A 17336-nucleotide genomic window follows, 5' to 3' on the forward strand; every position below is an offset into this window, starting at 1 on the left:
TGTGTGGCCTCCCATCCAAAGGCAAGCGCCACGTTTCGGGACGCCTGCCCGAACCCTGAGCATAACGCGAAATGGCTGGGCGGTCTATTGACCCAACCCGGCCTCGGCTTCGATCTGCCGTTTGGATTTGCGCGCGCGTTCGGTGGCGGATTTGAGCTGCCCGCAGGCGGCCATGATGTCTTCGCCCCGCGTCTTGCGGATCGGGCTGGCGTACCCGGCCTGATAGATGATGTTTGCGAACGCCCGGATACGGTTGTTGGACGACCGCTTATAGGGCGCGCCGGGCCATTCGTTGAACGGGATCAGGTTGATCTTGGCCGGGATGTTGTGGCGTTTGATGTGGTCGATCAGCCGGTGGGCATCTTCGTCCGAGTCATTCACGCCGTCCAGCATCACGTATTCAAAGGTGATGCGTTCGCTGTTTGATGCTTTGGGATAGGCGGCAAGCGCCCCCAGCAGCTCTTCGATATTCCAGCGCTTGTTGATCGGCACCAGCTTGTCGCGCACGTCGTCCGTAGTGGCGTGGAAGCTGATGGCCAGAAGGCAGCCGATTTCCTGCGCCGTGCGGGCAATTTCCGGCACCACGCCCGAGGTCGACAAGGTGATCCGGCGGCGGCTGAGGCTGATCCCTTCCGGGTCCATCGCGATTTTCATCGCGTCGCGCACATTGTCGAAATTATACAAGGGTTCCCCCATCCCCATCAGCACGATGTTGGACAAAAGGCGGGTTTCGTCCTTGGGCGCACCGGGTTCGGGCCATTCGTCCAGATCGTCGCGTGCCATCATGATCTGTCCGACAATCTCGGCGGCGGTCAGGTTGCGGACCAGCTTCTGGGTGCCGGTGTGGCAGAAGGAACAGGTCAGCGTGCAGCCCACCTGCGACGAAACGCAGAGCGTGCCGCGATCCTCCTCGGGGATATAGACAACTTCGACCTCGTGACCGCCTGCAATACGAACCAGGTACTTGCGGGTGCCGTCCTCGGACACAAGGCGGCTGACCACTTCGGGGATCTCGATCACGAAATGCTCGGCCAACAACGCGCGATAGGTCTTGGCAAGGTTTGTCATGACTTCGAATTCACGCACACCCCATTGGTAAATCCACTGCCAGACCTGCCCGGTGCGCATCTTGGCCTGCTTCTCGGGCGTGCCGACCGAGATCAGCGCCTCGCGCAACTGATCACGTGTCAGACCCACGAGGTTGCGTTTGCCACCGTCGTCGGTCTTGCGGGGGATGGTCATGACATCCTGAGTGATCGGGGCGGTCGGTTCCATGGTGCGTTCCTGTCTGTGCAAGGCCGCAGTCTATAAACCACCCAACACAGCTTGTCACGCCACGGATTGCACCGTGACGTTTCAGAATGTCGTGATGTGATGCCGGATCAGCCGCCGCAGCGTTTACCGGCCTCGTCCACAGCCGCGGTGAAGCCCAGAAGGCTGAATGTGTCCTGCGTCTTGGTGCCGCGAGAGCTGCTTGCCGTGGCGATCGCACTTGCGCCGCGTTTCATGGCCGCGATGATCTTGGCATCGTCGTCTTTCGAGGCCGACCAAGCCCATTCACCGTCTGTAAACAGCTGGAAGGTGCTGTCGCCGATTTTCAGCTCGACGGTCGAGCCATCGGCAAACGGATAGCCGCCGGTAAACGAGACCTCGCCTTTCACATCGGCGCCGGGGCGATAGCTGACAAACAGCAGGATATCGCCGCGCTTCACCGCCACGGAACGCCCGTTTCTGGTGTTCACGGTCTCTTTCGGGCTGGAAACGCTCCAGCATTCTTTCGGGTTGTCCTCGACAAACACGCTCCAATCGGTGTTTGCGGCGACCCGGTTCGAGCTTTCCTGAGCGAAAACACCCGTCGCTGCCAGCGACAGGCCCAGTGCGCAAATCGCGCCTGAAATCGTTCGTTTCATGTCTAACACAGCCTCCAGCTGCCTCTGCCTCAAGCCCATGCGCGTCCCCACCGTCTGACGCGGCCCTTGACTGTTGCGCTTGGGTCGTTTCCAAGTCTGTGCAGGGAGTTTAGCGCGAAATGTGGGCGTAATAAAAGCCCCCGTGGCGGTTTTTCGCATGTTTCATTTGGAAAGGATCAACCAATGGGCCAGTCAGAGCGTCTTGTCGAGGTTTGGCGCGGAGATATCCTTGAAAGCCAACACCATGGCCATGCGGTCATATGCAACGCCAAGGGTGAAATCGTTGACGGCTGGGGCGATCCCGATCAAGTGATCCTGCCGCGTTCGTCGGCGAAGATGTTGCAGGCGTTGCCGCTGGTGGAAAGCGGGGCGGCCGATGTGGCAGGGCTGACCACCGAGCAACTGGCGCTGGCTTGCGCCAGTCATCAGGGGGCTGCGATTCACACCACCCGCGTGACACGCTGGCTTGCGGAGATGGGGCTGGGAAATGACGACCTTTTGTGCGGGCCGCAGATGCCCGATGATCGCGAGGCCAAGACCGGGCTGATCAAGACGGATCAAAGCCCTTGCCGGATTCACAACAATTGCTCGGGCAAACATGCCGGGTTCCTGACACTCAGCCGTCATCTTGGAGCCGGTGCGGATTATGTTGATCTGGACCATCCGGTGCAGAAGGCAGTTAAGACCGCCTTTGAAGAGATCACGGATGAGGCCAGCGCCGGTTTCGGGATTGACGGCTGTTCGGCGCCGAACTTTGCCTCGACCCTGGCTGGCATGGGTCGCGCGATGGGGGCGTTTGCCGGGGCCAAACCGGGGGCGGACAAACGTCAGGACGCCGCCGTGCGTCTGCGCGAGGCGATGATGCTGCACCCGGAACTGGTGGCCGGTGAAACCCGCGCCTGCACCGAGTTGATGCGTGCCGCAAAGGGCAAGGTTGCCCTGAAAACCGGCGCGGAAGCGTTCTTTGTCGCCATCCTGCCAGAGCAGGAACTTGGCGTTGCGCTGAAGATCACCGATGGGGCAACACGCGCATCGGAATGCGCGATTGCGACGATCCTGGTGAAACTGGGTGTTCTGACGGCGGATGATCCAATGGTGAAGAAGCGGATGAACCCGGTGGTGAAAAATTTCGCGGGGCTGGATACAGGTGAGATTCGGCCGAGTGCCGCGCTCATGCGGGGGTGGGGGTAAGGGGCCTTGCCCCTCTGCGCATGCGCGCATTCACCCCAGGATATTTTTGGCCAGAAGAAACCGTTAAATCAGGTCTGTGATGAGCTTCAGCGCCATCGCGGTTGAGGCAATGACCAGCAGCGGTTTGATCAATCTGGCGCCAATCCGCGACGCGAGGCTGGAGCCGAGATAGGCGCCTGCGATCTGGGCGGCGCCCATCGCCAAGCCGATCGCCCACAGCGGCGAGAGCACGATCAGAAACCCCGCCAGCCCGCCGACATTCGAGGCGAAGTTCAGAAGCTTGGTATGCGCTGTCGCTTTGAGAATGCCGTGCCCGGCCATGGCAACGAAGGCCAGCATGAAGAAGGCCCCCGTGCCGGGGCCAAGCAGGCCGTCGTAGAAGCCGATCAGCGGCACGAAGGTCAGGGCAAACAGAGCGGGCGACAGGCGCTGGTGGCGGTCGAGGTCGTCGAGACCCGGCTTCAGCGCAAAAAACAGCGCGATGGCGACCAGAAGCACCGGCAGGATCCAGCGGATCAGGTCAGTGGGCAGCGCATTCACTGACAATGCGCCCACAAGGGCAGCCAGAAACGAGATTGCGCCGGGTTTGAGTTGCGCCCACAGGTTCACATGCCCCGCGCGCGCATAGGTCAGCGCGGCCATCCCCGCCCCGAACAGGCCTTGCACCTTGTTGGTGGCGAGCGCGGTGACAGGGGGCACTCCTGCCAGCAACAGTGCGGGCAGGGTGATCAACCCGCCGCCGCCCGCGATGCTGTCGACAAAGCCCGCAACAAAGGCCGCAGCCAAGAGCAGAAAAATGACCTCGGTTGTCAGGTCAAACACTTGCGAACTCGGCCTTTGAATAACCTTGGATGTATAGAAGTGCTGTCAGATCACCGTGATTGATCCGTATGTCGCATTGTGCTGCCACCGTTGGCTTTGCGTGCAGCGCCACACCTGCGCCTGCCCGTTGAAGCATACCCAGATCGTTGGCGCCATCGCCGACGGCCATGACCTCGTCATGGATGAGACCAAGGCGGGCCGAGATCTCTTCCAGCGCGGCCACCTTGGCATCGCGCCCCAGGATGGGCTGGCCGACTTCGCCAGTCAGTTTACCGTCCGCGGTCAGGAGCGTGTTGGCACGGTTCTCATCAAAGCCCAGAGTTTGCGCCACATGGGCTGTGAACGCAGTGAACCCGCCTGAAACCAGCGCGGCATAAGCGCCGGCGGCTTTCATCGTGGCCAGCAGTTCACGCCCGCCGGGCATCAGGGTAATGCGCGTATCAAGCACCTTGTCGATGACCGCTTCTGGCAGGCCCTTTAGCAGCCCCACCCTTTCGGTCAGCGCACCTTCGAAGTCCAGTTCGCCATTCATGGCACGGGCGGTGATGTCTTTGACGCGGTCGCCGACGCCAGCTTCGTCCGCCAGCTCGTCGATGCATTCCTGCTGGATCATGGTCGAATCCATATCCGCCAGCAACATGCGTTTGCGCCGCCCCTCCATTGGTTGAACGACAAGATCGACGCCCAGGGTTTGCAGATCCTCCCAGACGTCCCAGAGGTTCGGGGGCATCTGGCGAACGGGAAACTCGGCGGCTTCGTCCGGTGACAGCCAATCGGCATCGCCGCCACCCCAGGCATTGCGCAGGCTTTCCACCAGCGCGATTTCAAGGGTGGGGTTGGTGGGGGCTGTCAGCAGCGTGGCGATGAACATGCGAAAGTTTCCGATCGTAGACATTCGGCGCCATATTCCGACGCTCGGCGCGGCTATAGCGACATTTTTGATCTTGTGCCAGACGCATCTGCTCCTTACTTCGGTCCGTGGGACACCCCTCCCCAACGAGGGGCTTATATCTGGAAGGGTATCATGACTGATATTGCTCAACCGGTCACGCGGCCGGCAAATCCGCGTTTTTCTTCTGGCCCCTGTGCCAAACCCCCCACATGGACATTGGATGCTTTGTCGGACGCCGCCCTTGGCCGTTCGCACCGTGCGGCCATCGGCAAGGACAAGCTGAAGGCCGCCATTGAAGGCACCCGTGAGGTGCTGGGCATTCCTGCGGATTACAAGATCGGGATCGTGCCTGCGTCGGATACCGGCGCGGTGGAAATGGCGCTATGGTCGCTTCTGGGTGCGCGTGGTGTCGAGTTGCTGGCGTGGGAGAGCTTTGGCGCGGGTTGGGTCACGGATGTGACCAAGCAGTTGAAGCTGGACGCCGTCGTAAAGACCGCCGAATACGGCGAACTGCCGGATCTGTCCTCGGTCGATTTCACCAATGACGTTGTGTTCACGTGGAACGGCACCACCTCGGGCGTGCGTGTCCCGAATGGCGATTGGATCGCTGACGACCGCGAAGGGCTGACGATCTGCGATGCCACGTCCGCGGCGTTTGCGATGGACCTGCCCTGGGACAAGCTGGATGTGACCACATTCAGCTGGCAGAAGGTATTGGGCGGAGAAGCGGCGCATGGCGTCCTGATCCTGTCGCCGCGTGCAGTTGAGCGTCTGGAAAGCTACACCCCCGCTTGGCCATTGCCGAAAATCTTCCGCCTGACGAAAGGTGGGAAGCTGATCGACGGCATCTTCACCGGCGCGACGATCAATACGCCGTCCATGCTGGCGGTCGAGGATTACCTGTTTGCGCTCGATTGGGCGCGCTCTGTGGGCGGGCTTGAAGGACTCATCCACCGCGCGGATGCAAACACCAAGGTCATCGCCGATTTTGTTGAGATGCGCGACTGGATCGACTTTCTGGCGCACGATCCGGCGACGCTGTCGAACACCTCGGTCTGTCTGAAGTTTACCGATGATCGGATCAAGGACGGCGCGGCCTTTGCCAAAGCGGTGGCCAAGCGGTTGGAGGCCGAAGGCGTGGCGCTGGATATCGGCGCATATCGCGACGCGCCCGCCGGTCTGCGCATCTGGTGCGGCGGCACGGTCGAGACATCGGATGTCGAAGCCCTGATGCCGTGGCTCGACTGGGCGTTCAACGCCGAGATCGCAGCGCAATAAGTTTTCGCCCTGCGCACTGGTTGCGCGGGGCCTTCCCCCAGATAATTGTGAAAAGGACCAGACACATGGCCCCCAAAGTCCTCGTATCCGATAAACTGTCGGAAACCGCCGTTCAGATCTTTCGCGATCGCGGCATCGACGTCGATTTCGAACCCAACCTTGGCAAGGACAAGGATGCTCTGCTGGCACGCATTGGCGATTATGACGGCCTTGCCATCCGCTCGGCGACCAAGGTGACAGACAAGATCCTTGAGGCCGCCACCAACCTGAAAGTGGTTGGTCGCGCCGGGATCGGAACCGACAATGTCGACAAGATCGCCGCGTCCAAGAAGGGCGTGATCGTGATGAACACGCCGTTCGGCAACATGATCACCACCGCCGAACATGCCATTGCGATGATGTTCGCCGTGGCCCGGCAAATCCCCGAGGCGTCCGCCTCGACCCATGCGGGCAAGTGGGAGAAATCCAAGTTCATGGGGGTCGAACTGACCAACAAGACGCTGGGCGTGATCGGAGCGGGCAATATCGGCGGTATCGTCTGTGATCGTGCGCTGGGCTTGAAGATGAAGGTCATCGCCTATGACCCCTTCCTGTCGGAAGACAAGGCGGATCATATGGGTGTGGAAAAGGTTGAGTTGGACGAGCTTCTGAAACGCTCGGATTTCATCACCCTGCACGTGCCCTTGATCGATCAGACCCGCAATATCCTGAGCCGCGAAAACCTTGAGAAGACCAAGAAAGGCGTTCGCATCATCAACTGCGCCCGTGGGGGTCTGGTGGATGAAGAAGCGTTGGCCGACCTGCTGAAGTCCGGCCATGTCGCCGGAGCGGCGTTCGACGTATTTGCCGAGGAACCCGCGACCGAGAACCCTCTGTTCGGATTGCCCAACGTGGTCTGCACCCCGCATCTGGGCGCTGCGACAACCGAAGCGCAGGAAAATGTGGCGCTTCAAGTGGCGGAACAGATGTCGGATTATCTGTTGACCGGGGCGGTTCAGAACGCGCTGAACATGCCGTCCGTCACTGCTGAAGAAGCCAAGGTCATGGGGCCGTGGATCAAACTGGCCGAGCATCTGGGCGCCTTCGTCGGGCAGTTGACCGAGGGGCCGATCAAGGCGGTCAACATCCTTTATGATGGTGTGGCAGCCGAAATGAACCTGAAGGCACTGGATTGCGCGGTTCTGTCGGGGCTGATGAAGCCGATCCTGCCGGATGTAAACATGGTATCCGCGCCGGTCGTGGCGGCGGATCGGGGTATCAAGACCTCGACCACCACGCAGGCAAAGGGCGGGTCTTTTGACGGCTATATCAAGCTGACGGTCGTGACGGAAAAACGCGAACGGTCCATTGCGGGGACGGTGTTTTCGGACGGCAAGCCGCGCTTTATTCAGATCAAGGGCATCAACATTGATGCCGAGATCGGCGCGCATATGCTCTACACCACCAACAACGACCAGCCCGGCATCATCGGGACGTTGGGCAACACGATGGGCGAGCAGGGGGTGAATATCGCCAACTTCACCTTGGGCCGGAAAGACACGGGAGGCGATGCGATTGCGCTTCTGTATCTGGACGAAGCCATCCCCCAAACGGCGCTGAAAAGCCTGTTGGAAACTGGCATGTTCCAATCGGTCAAGCCGCTGGCCTTCGACATCTGAAAGCGGTGAACGATGAAAGCCCCGACCAAGTGCCGGGGCTTTTCATTTCCGACCTGCCCGTTACTGTCGGCGCTGACAGGAGGGACCCATGCGCGCCTATGCGATCGGAGACATTCACGGCCAGCTTGATCTGCTGCACAACGCGCACGCCTTGATCGAAGAAGATCGCGCGCGGGTGGGGGACAGCAACGCCCCTGTCGTCCATATCGGAGACCTTGTGGATCGTGGTCCCGACAGTGCAGGCGTCATCACCTGCCTGCTGGACGGTGTGGCGCAGGGGCGCAACTGGGTGGTGCTCAAGGGCAATCATGACCGGATGATGGAGATGTTCCTGCGCCCCTATCCGATGGTCGATATGCAACTGCTGGTCGGGTATAACTGGCTGCATCCGGGCATCGGCGGGGTTCGGACGCTGGGCAGCTATGGGGTCGAGGTGCCGGACGGCATTCGCACCTATCAGCTTCACCCAAAGGCGCGCGCCGCCGTTCCAAAGGCGCATCGCCGTTTTCTGGCGGACCTGCCTGCGATGTACCGCCTTGGCGATCTGTGCTTTGTCCATGCGGGCATCCGCCCCGGTGTGCTACTCGACGCCCAGTCCGAGGATGATCTGTGCTGGATTCGCGGCGAGTTTCATGCCTCGACTGCCGATCATGGGGCGCTGATCATCCACGGTCACACGCCTGTGGATACGGTGACGCATTACGGCAACCGGGTGAATATCGACACCGGCGCCGGGCACGGCAAAGCACTGTCCGCCGTGGTGATCGAGGGGCGCGACGTCTGGTTGCTGACCCCCGAGGGGCGCCAGCCCGTGTCGCGCGGCTGAGCGCGCTAGCCGGCGTCGTCCAGCCGGTCGAACCAGTCAATATCCTCGATGGTGATCCAGCCCGATACGATGATCCCGGCCACGATGGCCCAGACCACCGTGCCGATTATGGTGACGATGATCATGGTGCGCGCCAGCTTGAAATCGGCGGGTGCACCGGCATGGGTGCCGCGCACCACCTCGCCTTCATCGCCCTGGGTGCGCAGGCCGATGGGCAGGACCACGAACATGGTCACAAACCAGATCACGACATACAGGACAATGGCGGCGGTGATCGACATCAAACTTGTTCCAGCTCGACCAGCGTGCCGTTGAAGTCCTTTGGATGCAGGAACAGGACGGGTTTGCCATGGGCGCCGATCTTCGGTTCGCCGGTGCCCAGCACGCGGGCGCCCGCGGCTTGCAGCTTGTCACGTGCAGCGATGATGTCGTCGACCTCGTAACAGATGTGGTGAATGCCGCCTGCCGGGTTCTTTTCCAGAAAACCTGCGATGGGCGAATTGTCCCCCAGTGGATACAGAAGCTCGATCTTGGTGTTGGGCAGGGTGATGAACACGACCGTGACGCCATGATCCGGTTCGTCCTGCGGGGCGCCCACATCGGCCCCCAGCGTGTCGCGATACTGTGCCGCGGCGGCCTCAAGGTCTGGCACGGCGATGGCCACGTGGTTCAGGCGTCCGATCATGTCTTGTCTCCCTCGGAAATCATGGCTTGGTTATGCCGGGGTTGCGGCCGTCGGGCAAGTGCTGCGGTGCCGCATCGCGCGAAAGCGACGCCGCGTTTGCGGGTTTAACCGGATGTTAGGCAATTTTCGCGCAGGCTCACGGTGAAAGGAGAACGCCGATGAGCGATGATCTGGAAAAACTGATGATGGGCCAACCCCCGACCGCCGACCGTCCATTGCAGGGGCTGACCGTTCTTGTGGTCGAAGACAGCCGTTTCGCATCCGAAGCGATCCGACTTCTGAGCCTGCGATCAGGCGCGCGCATCCGGCGGGCTGACAGCCTGGGGGCCGCACATCGGCACCTGCGGGTCTATCGCCCCTCTATCGTGATCGTGGATATGGGGCTGCCAGATGGCTGCGGTGCCGATCTGATCGCACGGCTGGCCGCAGATCCGCTGCGCGTTCCCGTGCTTCTGGGGATGAGCGGGGACGCGACGAACGGGGATCAGGCCATGCAGGCCGGGGCGGATGGATTTCTGGCAAAACCCGTTGAAAGCCTTGCGGTGTTCCAACAAAGCATTCTGTCCGTTCTGCCACCCGCCGAAGGCCCCGTTGCCCCGCGCGCCCTGCCGCAAGAGGTCATCGAACCTGACGCGATCGCATTTCAGGATGATCTGTGCCACGCCGCCGCCCTGATGCGCGACGGGGTAGACGGGCCGATGCAGGATTATCTTGCCCAGTTTCTGGGGGGTGTGGCGCGCAGCGCGCATGACAACCCGCTGGAGGCTGCTGCAACCGACCTGGCGCAAGCTCGTGCCGCCGGACGCGGTACCGGGGCTGATCTGGCCCGTGTGCAGGGGCTGCTGCAAGACCGGCTGGCCGACCGTCACGTTCTGTGATCACCGGTCCGGGGCTTATGCAATCGACCCGGCGGGGGATGCGACATTCCCTGACCCTGCCGCGAAAATACCCCGCTCGTCCATGAAATGGGCCGGGCAAGACCTCATTTCCGCCCAAATCTGATGACAGAAAAGCATCAGACGGGGTGAACGAAGTGTTAAGACGAGGGTTGTATTATGAAAAGCCTGATTAAACGTTTCGCGGATGAAGAGTTCGGCAATGCCGTGATCGATTGGACGGTTCTGATTTCCGGCGCGGCCATGTTGGTCACAGCGCTGGTGTTGACCGTCGCCTGACTTTTCCGGTCATGGGTCGACGCGGCAGGTGATATGATCAAGACCCGTCCGGTAAAGGGTGATTTGAGAAGAGTGCTGTTTCAGCGAGCTGCTGCTGAAAACAAGGGTGCGTGTAGAACTACACGCACCCTTTCATGTTTTCATTGGCAAATCCCGGGCGCGCATTGCGGCCCCTGACGTGACCGGCGCCGGGTGCCCGCGTGCTTACTCCTGAGGGATTACGCGCAGGTGAAGCTCGCGCAGTTGCTCGTTCTGCGGTTCGCTGGGCGCGTTCATCATCAGGTCTTCGGCGCGCTGGTTCATCGGGAACATCATCACTTCGCGGATGTTTTCCTCGTCTGCCAGCAACATCACGATACGGTCCACACCGGCTGCACAGCCGCCGTGCGGGGGCGCGCCGTATTGGAAGGCGTTGACCATCCCGCCGAACCGCTTGCGCACCTCATCCTCGCCATAGCCCGCCAGGTCAAAGGCCTTGAACATGATCTCGGGCTTGTGGTTCCGAATGGCGCCCGACACCAGTTCATAGCCGTTGCAGGCCAGGTCATACTGGAAGCCACGCACAGCCAAGGGGTCGCCCTCCAGCGCCTCCATCCCGCCTTGCGGCATGGAAAACGGGTTGTGGTCGAAATCCAGTTTGCCGGTTTCGTCATCTATCTGGAAGATCGGAAAGTCCACGATCCAGGCGAAGGCGAACCGGTCTTTGTCGGTCAGGCCCAACTCGTCGCCGATGACGGTGCGGGCCCGGCCCGCAACAGCCTCGAACGCCTTGGGCTTGCCGCCAAGGAAGAAAGCCGCGTCGCCGACGTCCAGACCCAGTTGCTGGCGGATCGCCTCGGTCCGTTCCGGGCCGATGTTCTTGGCCAGCGGGCCTGCCGCTTCCATGCCGCCCTCGACCTCGCCGGCTTTCAGCTTGGCCTGCGCCTCTTTGACGCTGATCCCCAGTTCCTGCGCGACCGAGTCCGCCGTCTTCTCGCGCCAGAAGATATAGCCCATGCCGGGCAGGCCTTCTTGCTGCGCAAACTTGTTCATCCGGTCGCAGAACTTGCGGCTGCCGCCCGTGGGCGCGGGAATGGCGCGAATCTCGGTCCCGTCCTGCTCCAACAGCTTCGCAAAGATCGCAAAGCCCGAGCCGCGGAAATGATCCGAAACCACCTGCATCTTGATCGGGTTGCGCAAGTCCGGCTTGTCGGTGCCATACCACAGCGCCGCGTCTTTGTAGGAGATATGCGGCCAGTCCTGATCGACCTTGCGCCCGCCGCCAAACTCTTCGAACACGCCTTTCAGCACCGGTTCAATCGTGTCGAACACGTCTTGCTGGGTGACGAAGGACATCTCCATGTCCAACTGATAGAAGTCGGTGGGCGAGCGGTCGGCGCGCGGGTCTTCGTCGCGGAAACACGGCGCGATCTGGAAATACTTGTCAAAGCCCGCCACCATCATCAACTGTTTGAACTGCTGCGGGGCCTGCGGCAGCGCATAGAATTTGCCGGGATGCAGACGAGACGGCACAAGGAAGTCACGCGCACCTTCGGGGCTGGAGGCCGTGATGATCGGCGTCTGATATTCACGGAACCCCTGATCCCACATCCGCTTGCGCATCGAAGCGACAACGTCCGAGCGCAATTTCATGTTCTCCTGCATCACCTCGCGTCGCAGATCCAGGAACCGGTATTTCAGCCGCGTTTCTTCCGGGTATTCCTGATCGCCGAACACCATCAACGGCAGTTCGTCCGAGGCGCCCAGAACCTCAAGATCGCGTACGAACACCTCGATTTCGCCGGTTGGGATCTTGTCGTTCACCAGATCGGCGTCGCGGGCCTTCACATTCCCGTCGATGCGGATGCACCATTCGGACCGCACCTTCTCCATCTCGGCAAAGACGGGGCTGTCGGGGTCGCACAGAACTTGCGTGATGCCATAATGGTCGCGCAGGTCGATGAACAGGATGCCGCCGTGGTCGCGGACCCGATGGACCCAACCAGACAGGCGCACCGTGTCGCCAACATTCGATTTGTTCAGTTCAGCGCAGGTGTGGCTGCGAAAAGCGTGCATGGGTGCCCCCGTCGAGCGTTCATATGTATCGCGCCGATACACCTGCCTTGGCGGGTAAAGTCAAGCCGAAGCAGCAACATCTGCCGGAAAAGGATGGTGCGCGGAGCCGAAATGGTTGGTCTGCCAATCGGATCACGCTAGACCCATCGACAGGTTATGCGGTTGTCGCGAAAGTTTGCTCTCGGACATCCCGTTCGATTCAGCCAAAGGGAGCGAGGAGTAAATGTACCGGATGACGTATCAATGGATTGGTTCTACGGTCCTTGCGTTCATCGCTTCAATCTTGATCGGCAACTATTGGAACAACTGGCCAGTCGACCTTTCAGCACTCTATTTCGCAGCACATTTCTACCAGATCGGCGCACACGATTTAGTGTATGCCCCCGGCGGAGAGATGTTCTGGAAGCATGCACCAGCGGAATGGCAGGCGCTGGCAGCCGCACATGGGCGGCCCGATGCGCTTGTCCCTGCCTTCGTCTATCCACCCATTTGGGCGAAGCTACTTGGCCCTATCACGCAGCATGTTGGTTTCATAGCCTTTTCAAATATCGTACTCGTCTTGTTTGTTCTGTCGCTTGTCGCTTCAATCAGCCTGTCGTTCGCCATTGGTCGGCGCCTTGTAGCAGAGAACCACGGAAAGATGCCCTCCTTTCTCATCTGGTGTGTAATTGGTGGATACGCGGCCGGGTTTACCTCGGTCGGTGCATTGTCTCTGCAACTGCTGCAACCGCAGATCATCGTGACTTTCCTTTTGATCCTGATGCTGTTTCTTTTGTTGAGCGGCAATGACATCCTTGCAGGTGCGACTTTGGCGTTAGCCGCGGCGATCAAGCTGATGCCAGCAATGCTTGTGATCTTTCTGGTGATGGAGAGGCGTTGGTCGGCACTCGCTGCGTTTATTGCGATCGGTATCATGCTGGGGCTCGGCTCGGTTCTGGTCGTGGGGTGGCCTTTGCACCAGGCACTGATCGATAGACTTGCATCGCTTGACTCCGAAATCCTTGTCTCACGACTCAGTATCGGGGTTGAACTGGTGCTGTATCACCTGCACCAGCTATGGCAGGGCTCTGTGATATGGCAGATTAATCAACCAAGCATGGTTGACCAGCCTGCAGTGAATGCGTTTCTGTCCAGATTTGTTTTTGTGTTGGGCCTTTTAGGCGTGTGGTTGTTGACGCGCGTAGCACCAATAATTACGCGCATGTGGACCCGGTTTCTAGGGGTGTATCTGCTCGTGGTTGTGTCCTCGCCACTCGCCTGGCTGCATTACCTGCTTCTGCCCATACTAATGATCCCAGCCATAATTGGCGTATGGAACAAACGATGGCTGCACGTGTTGCTGATTGTCATAGGGGCGCTTATGTCGCTGCCGGTGTTCCTGTGGTTGGTTGATGTGTTCTGGGCAGGTTATGTTCAGGTCTATCTGCACTTCGGGCTTGCCGTCGCTTTTCTACTTTTATCGTTGAGAGTGGCAACGCATCGTCCGGCGGACCTCATTCAGGGCTTGCGCTAAACCCCCTCATCTCTATAACCCACGACAATTTGCGCGCGGGTGAGAATCCCGAACGTGGTCCAGTCTGCCGATGGGGGTCATCATGCCGAAAAGAACCGATATCAACTCAATCATGATCATCGGGGCGGGGCCGATCATTATCGGGCAGGCGTGCGAATTTGACTATTCCGGGGCTCAGGCCTGCAAGGCGCTGCGCGAAGAAGGGTATCGGGTGATCCTGGTCAACTCGAACCCCGCAACGATCATGACCGACCCGGACATGGCCGACGCCACCTATATCGAGCCGATCACAGCAGATGTTGTCGCCAAGATCATCGAGAAAGAGCGTCCCGACGCGCTTTTGCCCACCATGGGCGGGCAGACCGGGTTGAACACGGCGTTGAAGCTGGATGACATGGGCGTGCTGGACAAGTTCAATGTCGAGCTGATCGGCGCCAAACGCGACGCCATCGAGATGGCCGAGGACCGCAAGCTGTTCCGCGAAGCGATGGACCGGCTGGGCATCGAAAACCCCCGCGCCACCATCGCCAATACGATGGAAGAATGCATGAAGGCGCTGCCGGAAATTGGCCTGCCGGCGATCATTCGCCCCGCCTTCACCTTGGGCGGCACCGGCGGTGGCGTCGCTTATAACCGCGAAGAATACGAGCATTACTGCCGCACCGGGCTGGATGCCTCGCCGGTCAGCCAGATCCTGATCGACGAAAGCCTGTTGGGCTGGAAAGAATACGAAATGGAGGTGGTGCGCGACACCGCCGACAATGCGATCATCGTCTGTTCGATTGAAAATGTGGACCCGATGGGGGTGCATACCGGTGATTCAATCACTGTGGCGCCTGCGCTGACCTTGACCGACAAGGAATACCAGCTGATGCGCACCCATTCGATCAACGTGCTGCGCGAGATTGGCGTGGAAACCGGCGGGTCGAACGTTCAATGGGCGGTAAACCCAGAAGATGGCCGCATGGTGGTGATCGAGATGAACCCGCGTGTCAGCCGCTCGTCCGCGTTGGCATCGAAGGCGACCGGCTTCCCGATTGCCAAGATCGCTGCTAAACTGGCCGTTGGCTATACGCTGGACGAGTTGGACAACGACATTACCAAGGTGACGCCCGCCTCGTTCGAGCCGACCATCGACTATGTCGTGACCAAGATCCCGCGCTTTGCATTCGAGAAATTTCCCGGCGCCAAGCCTGAACTGACCACCGCGATGAAATCGGTGGGCGAGGTCATGTCGATCGGCCGCACCATCCACGAAAGCCTGCAAAAGGCGTTGGCGTCGATGGAAACCGGGCTGACCGGCTTTGACGAGATCGACATCCCCGGTGCGCCCGATCAGGCCGCGATCATCAAGGCGATTTCCGAGCAGCGCCCAGATCGCATCCTGAAAATCGCGCAGGCGATGCGCTTTGGCATGTCGGACGCGGATATTCAGGCCTGCACCGCCTATGATCCGTGGTTCCTGGCCCGCATCCGCGAAATCATCGACGCTGAAACCCATGTCCGTGAAAACGGCCTGCCGTCGGACGAGGCTGGTCTGCGCAAGCTCAAGATGATGGGCTTCACCGATGCGCGGCTGGCCAAGCTGACGGGCTTCAAGGAAAGCGATGTGCGGGGCGCGCGCCGCAAGGTGGGTGTGGACGCCGTGTTCAAACGCATCGACACCTGTGCCGCCGAGTTTGAAGCGCAAACTCCCTATATGTACTCCACTTATGAAGCCCCGATGATGGGCGAGGTTGAATGCGAAGCGCGGCCCAGCGACCGCAAGAAGGTCGTCATTCTGGGCGGTGGCCCGAACCGGATCGGGCAGGGGATCGAGTTCGATTACTGCTGCTGTCACGCCTGTTTTGCTCTGACCGATGCGGGCTATGAAACCATCATGATCAACTGCAACCCGGAAACGGTCTCAACCGACTATGACACGTCGGACCGGCTGTATTTCGAACCGCTGACGTTTGAGCATGTGATGGAGATCCTGACGAAGGAACAGGAAAACGGCACGCTGCATGGCGTGATCGTCCAATTTGGCGGTCAGACCCCCCTGAAACTTGCCAATGCGCTTGAAGCCGAAGGCATTCCGATCCTCGGCACGACCCCCGATGCGATCGACCTGGCCGAAGACCGCGAGCGGTTCCAGGCACTGGTCAACCAGTTGGGCCTGAAACAACCGAAGAACGGCATTGCCTCGACCGATGCGGAAGCTCTTGCGATTGCTGAAGATATCGGCTTCCCGCTGGTGATCCGCCCGTCCTATGTTCTGGGTGGCCGCGCGATGGAGATCGTGCGTGATATGGCGCAACTGGAACGTTACATCGCCGAAGCCGTGGTGGTGTCGGGCGACAGCCCGGTCCTGTTGGACAGCTATCTGTCCGGCGCGGTCGAGGTTGATGTGGATGCGTTGTCCGATGGCGAAAACGTCCATGTCGCCGGCATCATGCAGCATATTGAAGAGGCCGGCGTGCACTCGGGCGACAGCGCCTGTTCGCTGCCGCCTTATTCGCTGTCTGACGATATCATTGCCGAACTGCGCCGCCAGTCGCGCGAATTGGCTTTGGCGCTGAACGTTGTGGGCCTGATGAACGTGCAGTTCGCCGTCAAGGACGACGAGATCTACTTGATCGAGGTAAACCCCCGCGCATCGCGCACCGTGCCCTTCGTCGCCAAGGCCGTCCTGTCGCCGATCGCCTCGATCGCGGCACGTGTCATGGCGGGCGAAAAGCTGGATGCCTTCGATCTGGTTGATCCCGCAATCGACAGCTTCGCCGTCAAGGAAGCCGTGCTGCCCTTTGCCCGTTTCCCCGGTGTCGACACGATCCTTGGCCCGGAAATGCGATCCACCGGCGAGGTGATGGGCGCGGACAAAAGCTTTGCCATGGCGTTTCTGAAAGCCCAGCTTGGGGCAGGCACCATGCTGCCCACTGCGGGCAACGTGTTTTTGTCGATCAAGGATGGCGACAAGAGTAAACAGTTGGTCGAAACAGCCAAGCTGTTGATAGAACAGGGTTTCAATATCCTTGCCACCCGTGGCACCGCGGCGTTCCTGTCTGAAAACGGGGTCGAGACCGAAACCGTCAACAAGAACTATGAACCGGGCCGCAACATCATCGACCGGATGAAGGATGGCGAGGTTCAACTGGTTCTGAACACGACCGAGGGCACCCAGTCGGTGAATGACTCGCGGGAAATGCGCAATGTCGCGTTGATGGACAAGATCCCATACTTCACCACGCTCGCCGCCAGCCATGCCGCCGTGCGTGCGATGAAGGCCCGCACCGAGCGCGAGATCGAGGTCAGGCCGCTGCAAAGTGCGTGAGCGGTCAAAGCCAGGGGC

The 17336-nt window shown here is 60.2% G+C and carries 14 protein-coding genes; 7 read left to right on the forward strand and 7 right to left on the reverse strand.

Going from position 1 to position 17336, the window contains the following annotated elements; translation table 11 throughout:
- Window positions 1–84 precede the first annotated feature (84 nt).
- Window positions 85–1275, reverse strand: a complete 1191-nt coding sequence (rlmN, locus tag IE188_RS08580; RefSeq protein WP_191286078.1) for a 23S rRNA (adenine(2503)-C(2))-methyltransferase RlmN — start codon at window positions 1273–1275, stop codon at window positions 85–87.
- 107 nt (window positions 1276–1382) lie between these two features.
- Entirely contained in the window at window positions 1383–1910 is a 528-nt protein-coding gene (locus IE188_RS08585; RefSeq protein ID WP_191286079.1) for an invasion associated locus B family protein, read from the reverse strand.
- A gap of 183 nt (window positions 1911–2093) precedes the next feature.
- On the opposite strand from IE188_RS08585, the gene IE188_RS08590 reads away from it, so the two are divergent.
- Complete coding sequence (locus IE188_RS08590; RefSeq protein ID WP_191286080.1) at window positions 2094–3101, forward strand: asparaginase; 1008 nt, start codon at window positions 2094–2096, stop codon at window positions 3099–3101.
- Window positions 3102–3164: 63 nt separating this feature from the next.
- Here IE188_RS08590 and IE188_RS08595 read toward each other — a convergent pair whose 3' ends face one another.
- Window positions 3165–3923: a TSUP family transporter gene (locus IE188_RS08595; protein ID WP_191286081.1), complete on the reverse strand. Its 759-nt coding sequence runs from the start codon at window positions 3921–3923 to the stop codon at window positions 3165–3167.
- On the reverse strand, window positions 3916–4794 hold the full coding sequence (gene serB / locus IE188_RS08600; protein ID WP_191286333.1) for a phosphoserine phosphatase SerB: 879 nt from the start codon (window positions 4792–4794) through the stop codon (window positions 3916–3918). The genes IE188_RS08595 and serB overlap by 8 nt, the downstream gene beginning before the upstream one ends.
- A gap of 153 nt (window positions 4795–4947) precedes the next feature.
- Between serB and IE188_RS08605 the strand changes: the two genes are divergently transcribed.
- The 3 genes from IE188_RS08605 to IE188_RS08615 all read left to right on the forward strand — a co-directional run bounded on the left by IE188_RS08605 (window position 4948) and on the right by IE188_RS08615 (window position 8577).
- Window positions 4948–6093: a phosphoserine transaminase gene (locus IE188_RS08605; protein WP_191286082.1), complete on the forward strand. Its 1146-nt coding sequence runs from the start codon at window positions 4948–4950 to the stop codon at window positions 6091–6093.
- A 65-nt stretch (window positions 6094–6158) separates the two neighbouring features.
- Window positions 6159–7751, forward strand: coding sequence for a phosphoglycerate dehydrogenase (gene serA, locus IE188_RS08610; RefSeq protein WP_191286083.1), 1593 nt, complete (start codon window positions 6159–6161; stop codon window positions 7749–7751).
- An 88-nt stretch (window positions 7752–7839) separates the two neighbouring features.
- Entirely contained in the window at window positions 7840–8577 is a 738-nt protein-coding gene (locus IE188_RS08615; RefSeq protein WP_191286084.1) for a metallophosphoesterase, read from the forward strand.
- Between the two features lie 5 nt (window positions 8578–8582).
- On the opposite strand, the gene IE188_RS08620 is transcribed toward IE188_RS08615, so the two are convergent.
- Window positions 8583–8858, reverse strand: coding sequence for a DUF1467 family protein (locus IE188_RS08620; RefSeq protein WP_191286085.1), 276 nt, complete (start codon window positions 8856–8858; stop codon window positions 8583–8585).
- Entirely contained in the window at window positions 8858–9262 is a 405-nt protein-coding gene (gene mce / locus IE188_RS08625; protein WP_191286086.1) for a methylmalonyl-CoA epimerase, read from the reverse strand. Before mce ends, IE188_RS08620 begins: the two co-directional genes overlap by 1 nt.
- A gap of 158 nt (window positions 9263–9420) precedes the next feature.
- Between mce and IE188_RS08630 the strand changes: the two genes are divergently transcribed.
- Window positions 9421–10140, forward strand: a complete 720-nt coding sequence (locus IE188_RS08630; protein ID WP_191286087.1) for a response regulator transcription factor — start codon at window positions 9421–9423, stop codon at window positions 10138–10140.
- A 501-nt stretch (window positions 10141–10641) separates the two neighbouring features.
- Here IE188_RS08630 and aspS read toward each other — a convergent pair.
- A complete protein-coding gene (aspS, locus tag IE188_RS08635; protein WP_191286088.1) occupies window positions 10642–12492 on the reverse strand; it encodes an aspartate--tRNA ligase in 1851 nt (616 codons plus the stop codon).
- A gap of 232 nt (window positions 12493–12724) precedes the next feature.
- Between aspS and IE188_RS08640 the strand changes: the two genes are divergently transcribed.
- On the forward strand, window positions 12725–14005 hold the full coding sequence (locus IE188_RS08640) for a glycosyltransferase 87 family protein (protein ID WP_191286089.1): 1281 nt from the start codon (window positions 12725–12727) through the stop codon (window positions 14003–14005).
- A gap of 82 nt (window positions 14006–14087) precedes the next feature.
- Window positions 14088–17318 (forward strand): carbamoyl-phosphate synthase large subunit, encoded by a 3231-nt coding sequence (gene carB, locus IE188_RS08645; protein ID WP_191286090.1) that lies wholly within the window; start codon window positions 14088–14090, stop codon window positions 17316–17318.
- The last annotated feature ends 18 nt before the right edge of the window (window positions 17319–17336 follow it).

It is taken from the genome of Aliiroseovarius zhejiangensis, from assembly GCF_014656375.1.
In the GTDB taxonomy this organism is placed as follows: Bacteria; Pseudomonadota; Alphaproteobacteria; order Rhodobacterales; family Rhodobacteraceae; genus Aliiroseovarius; species Aliiroseovarius zhejiangensis.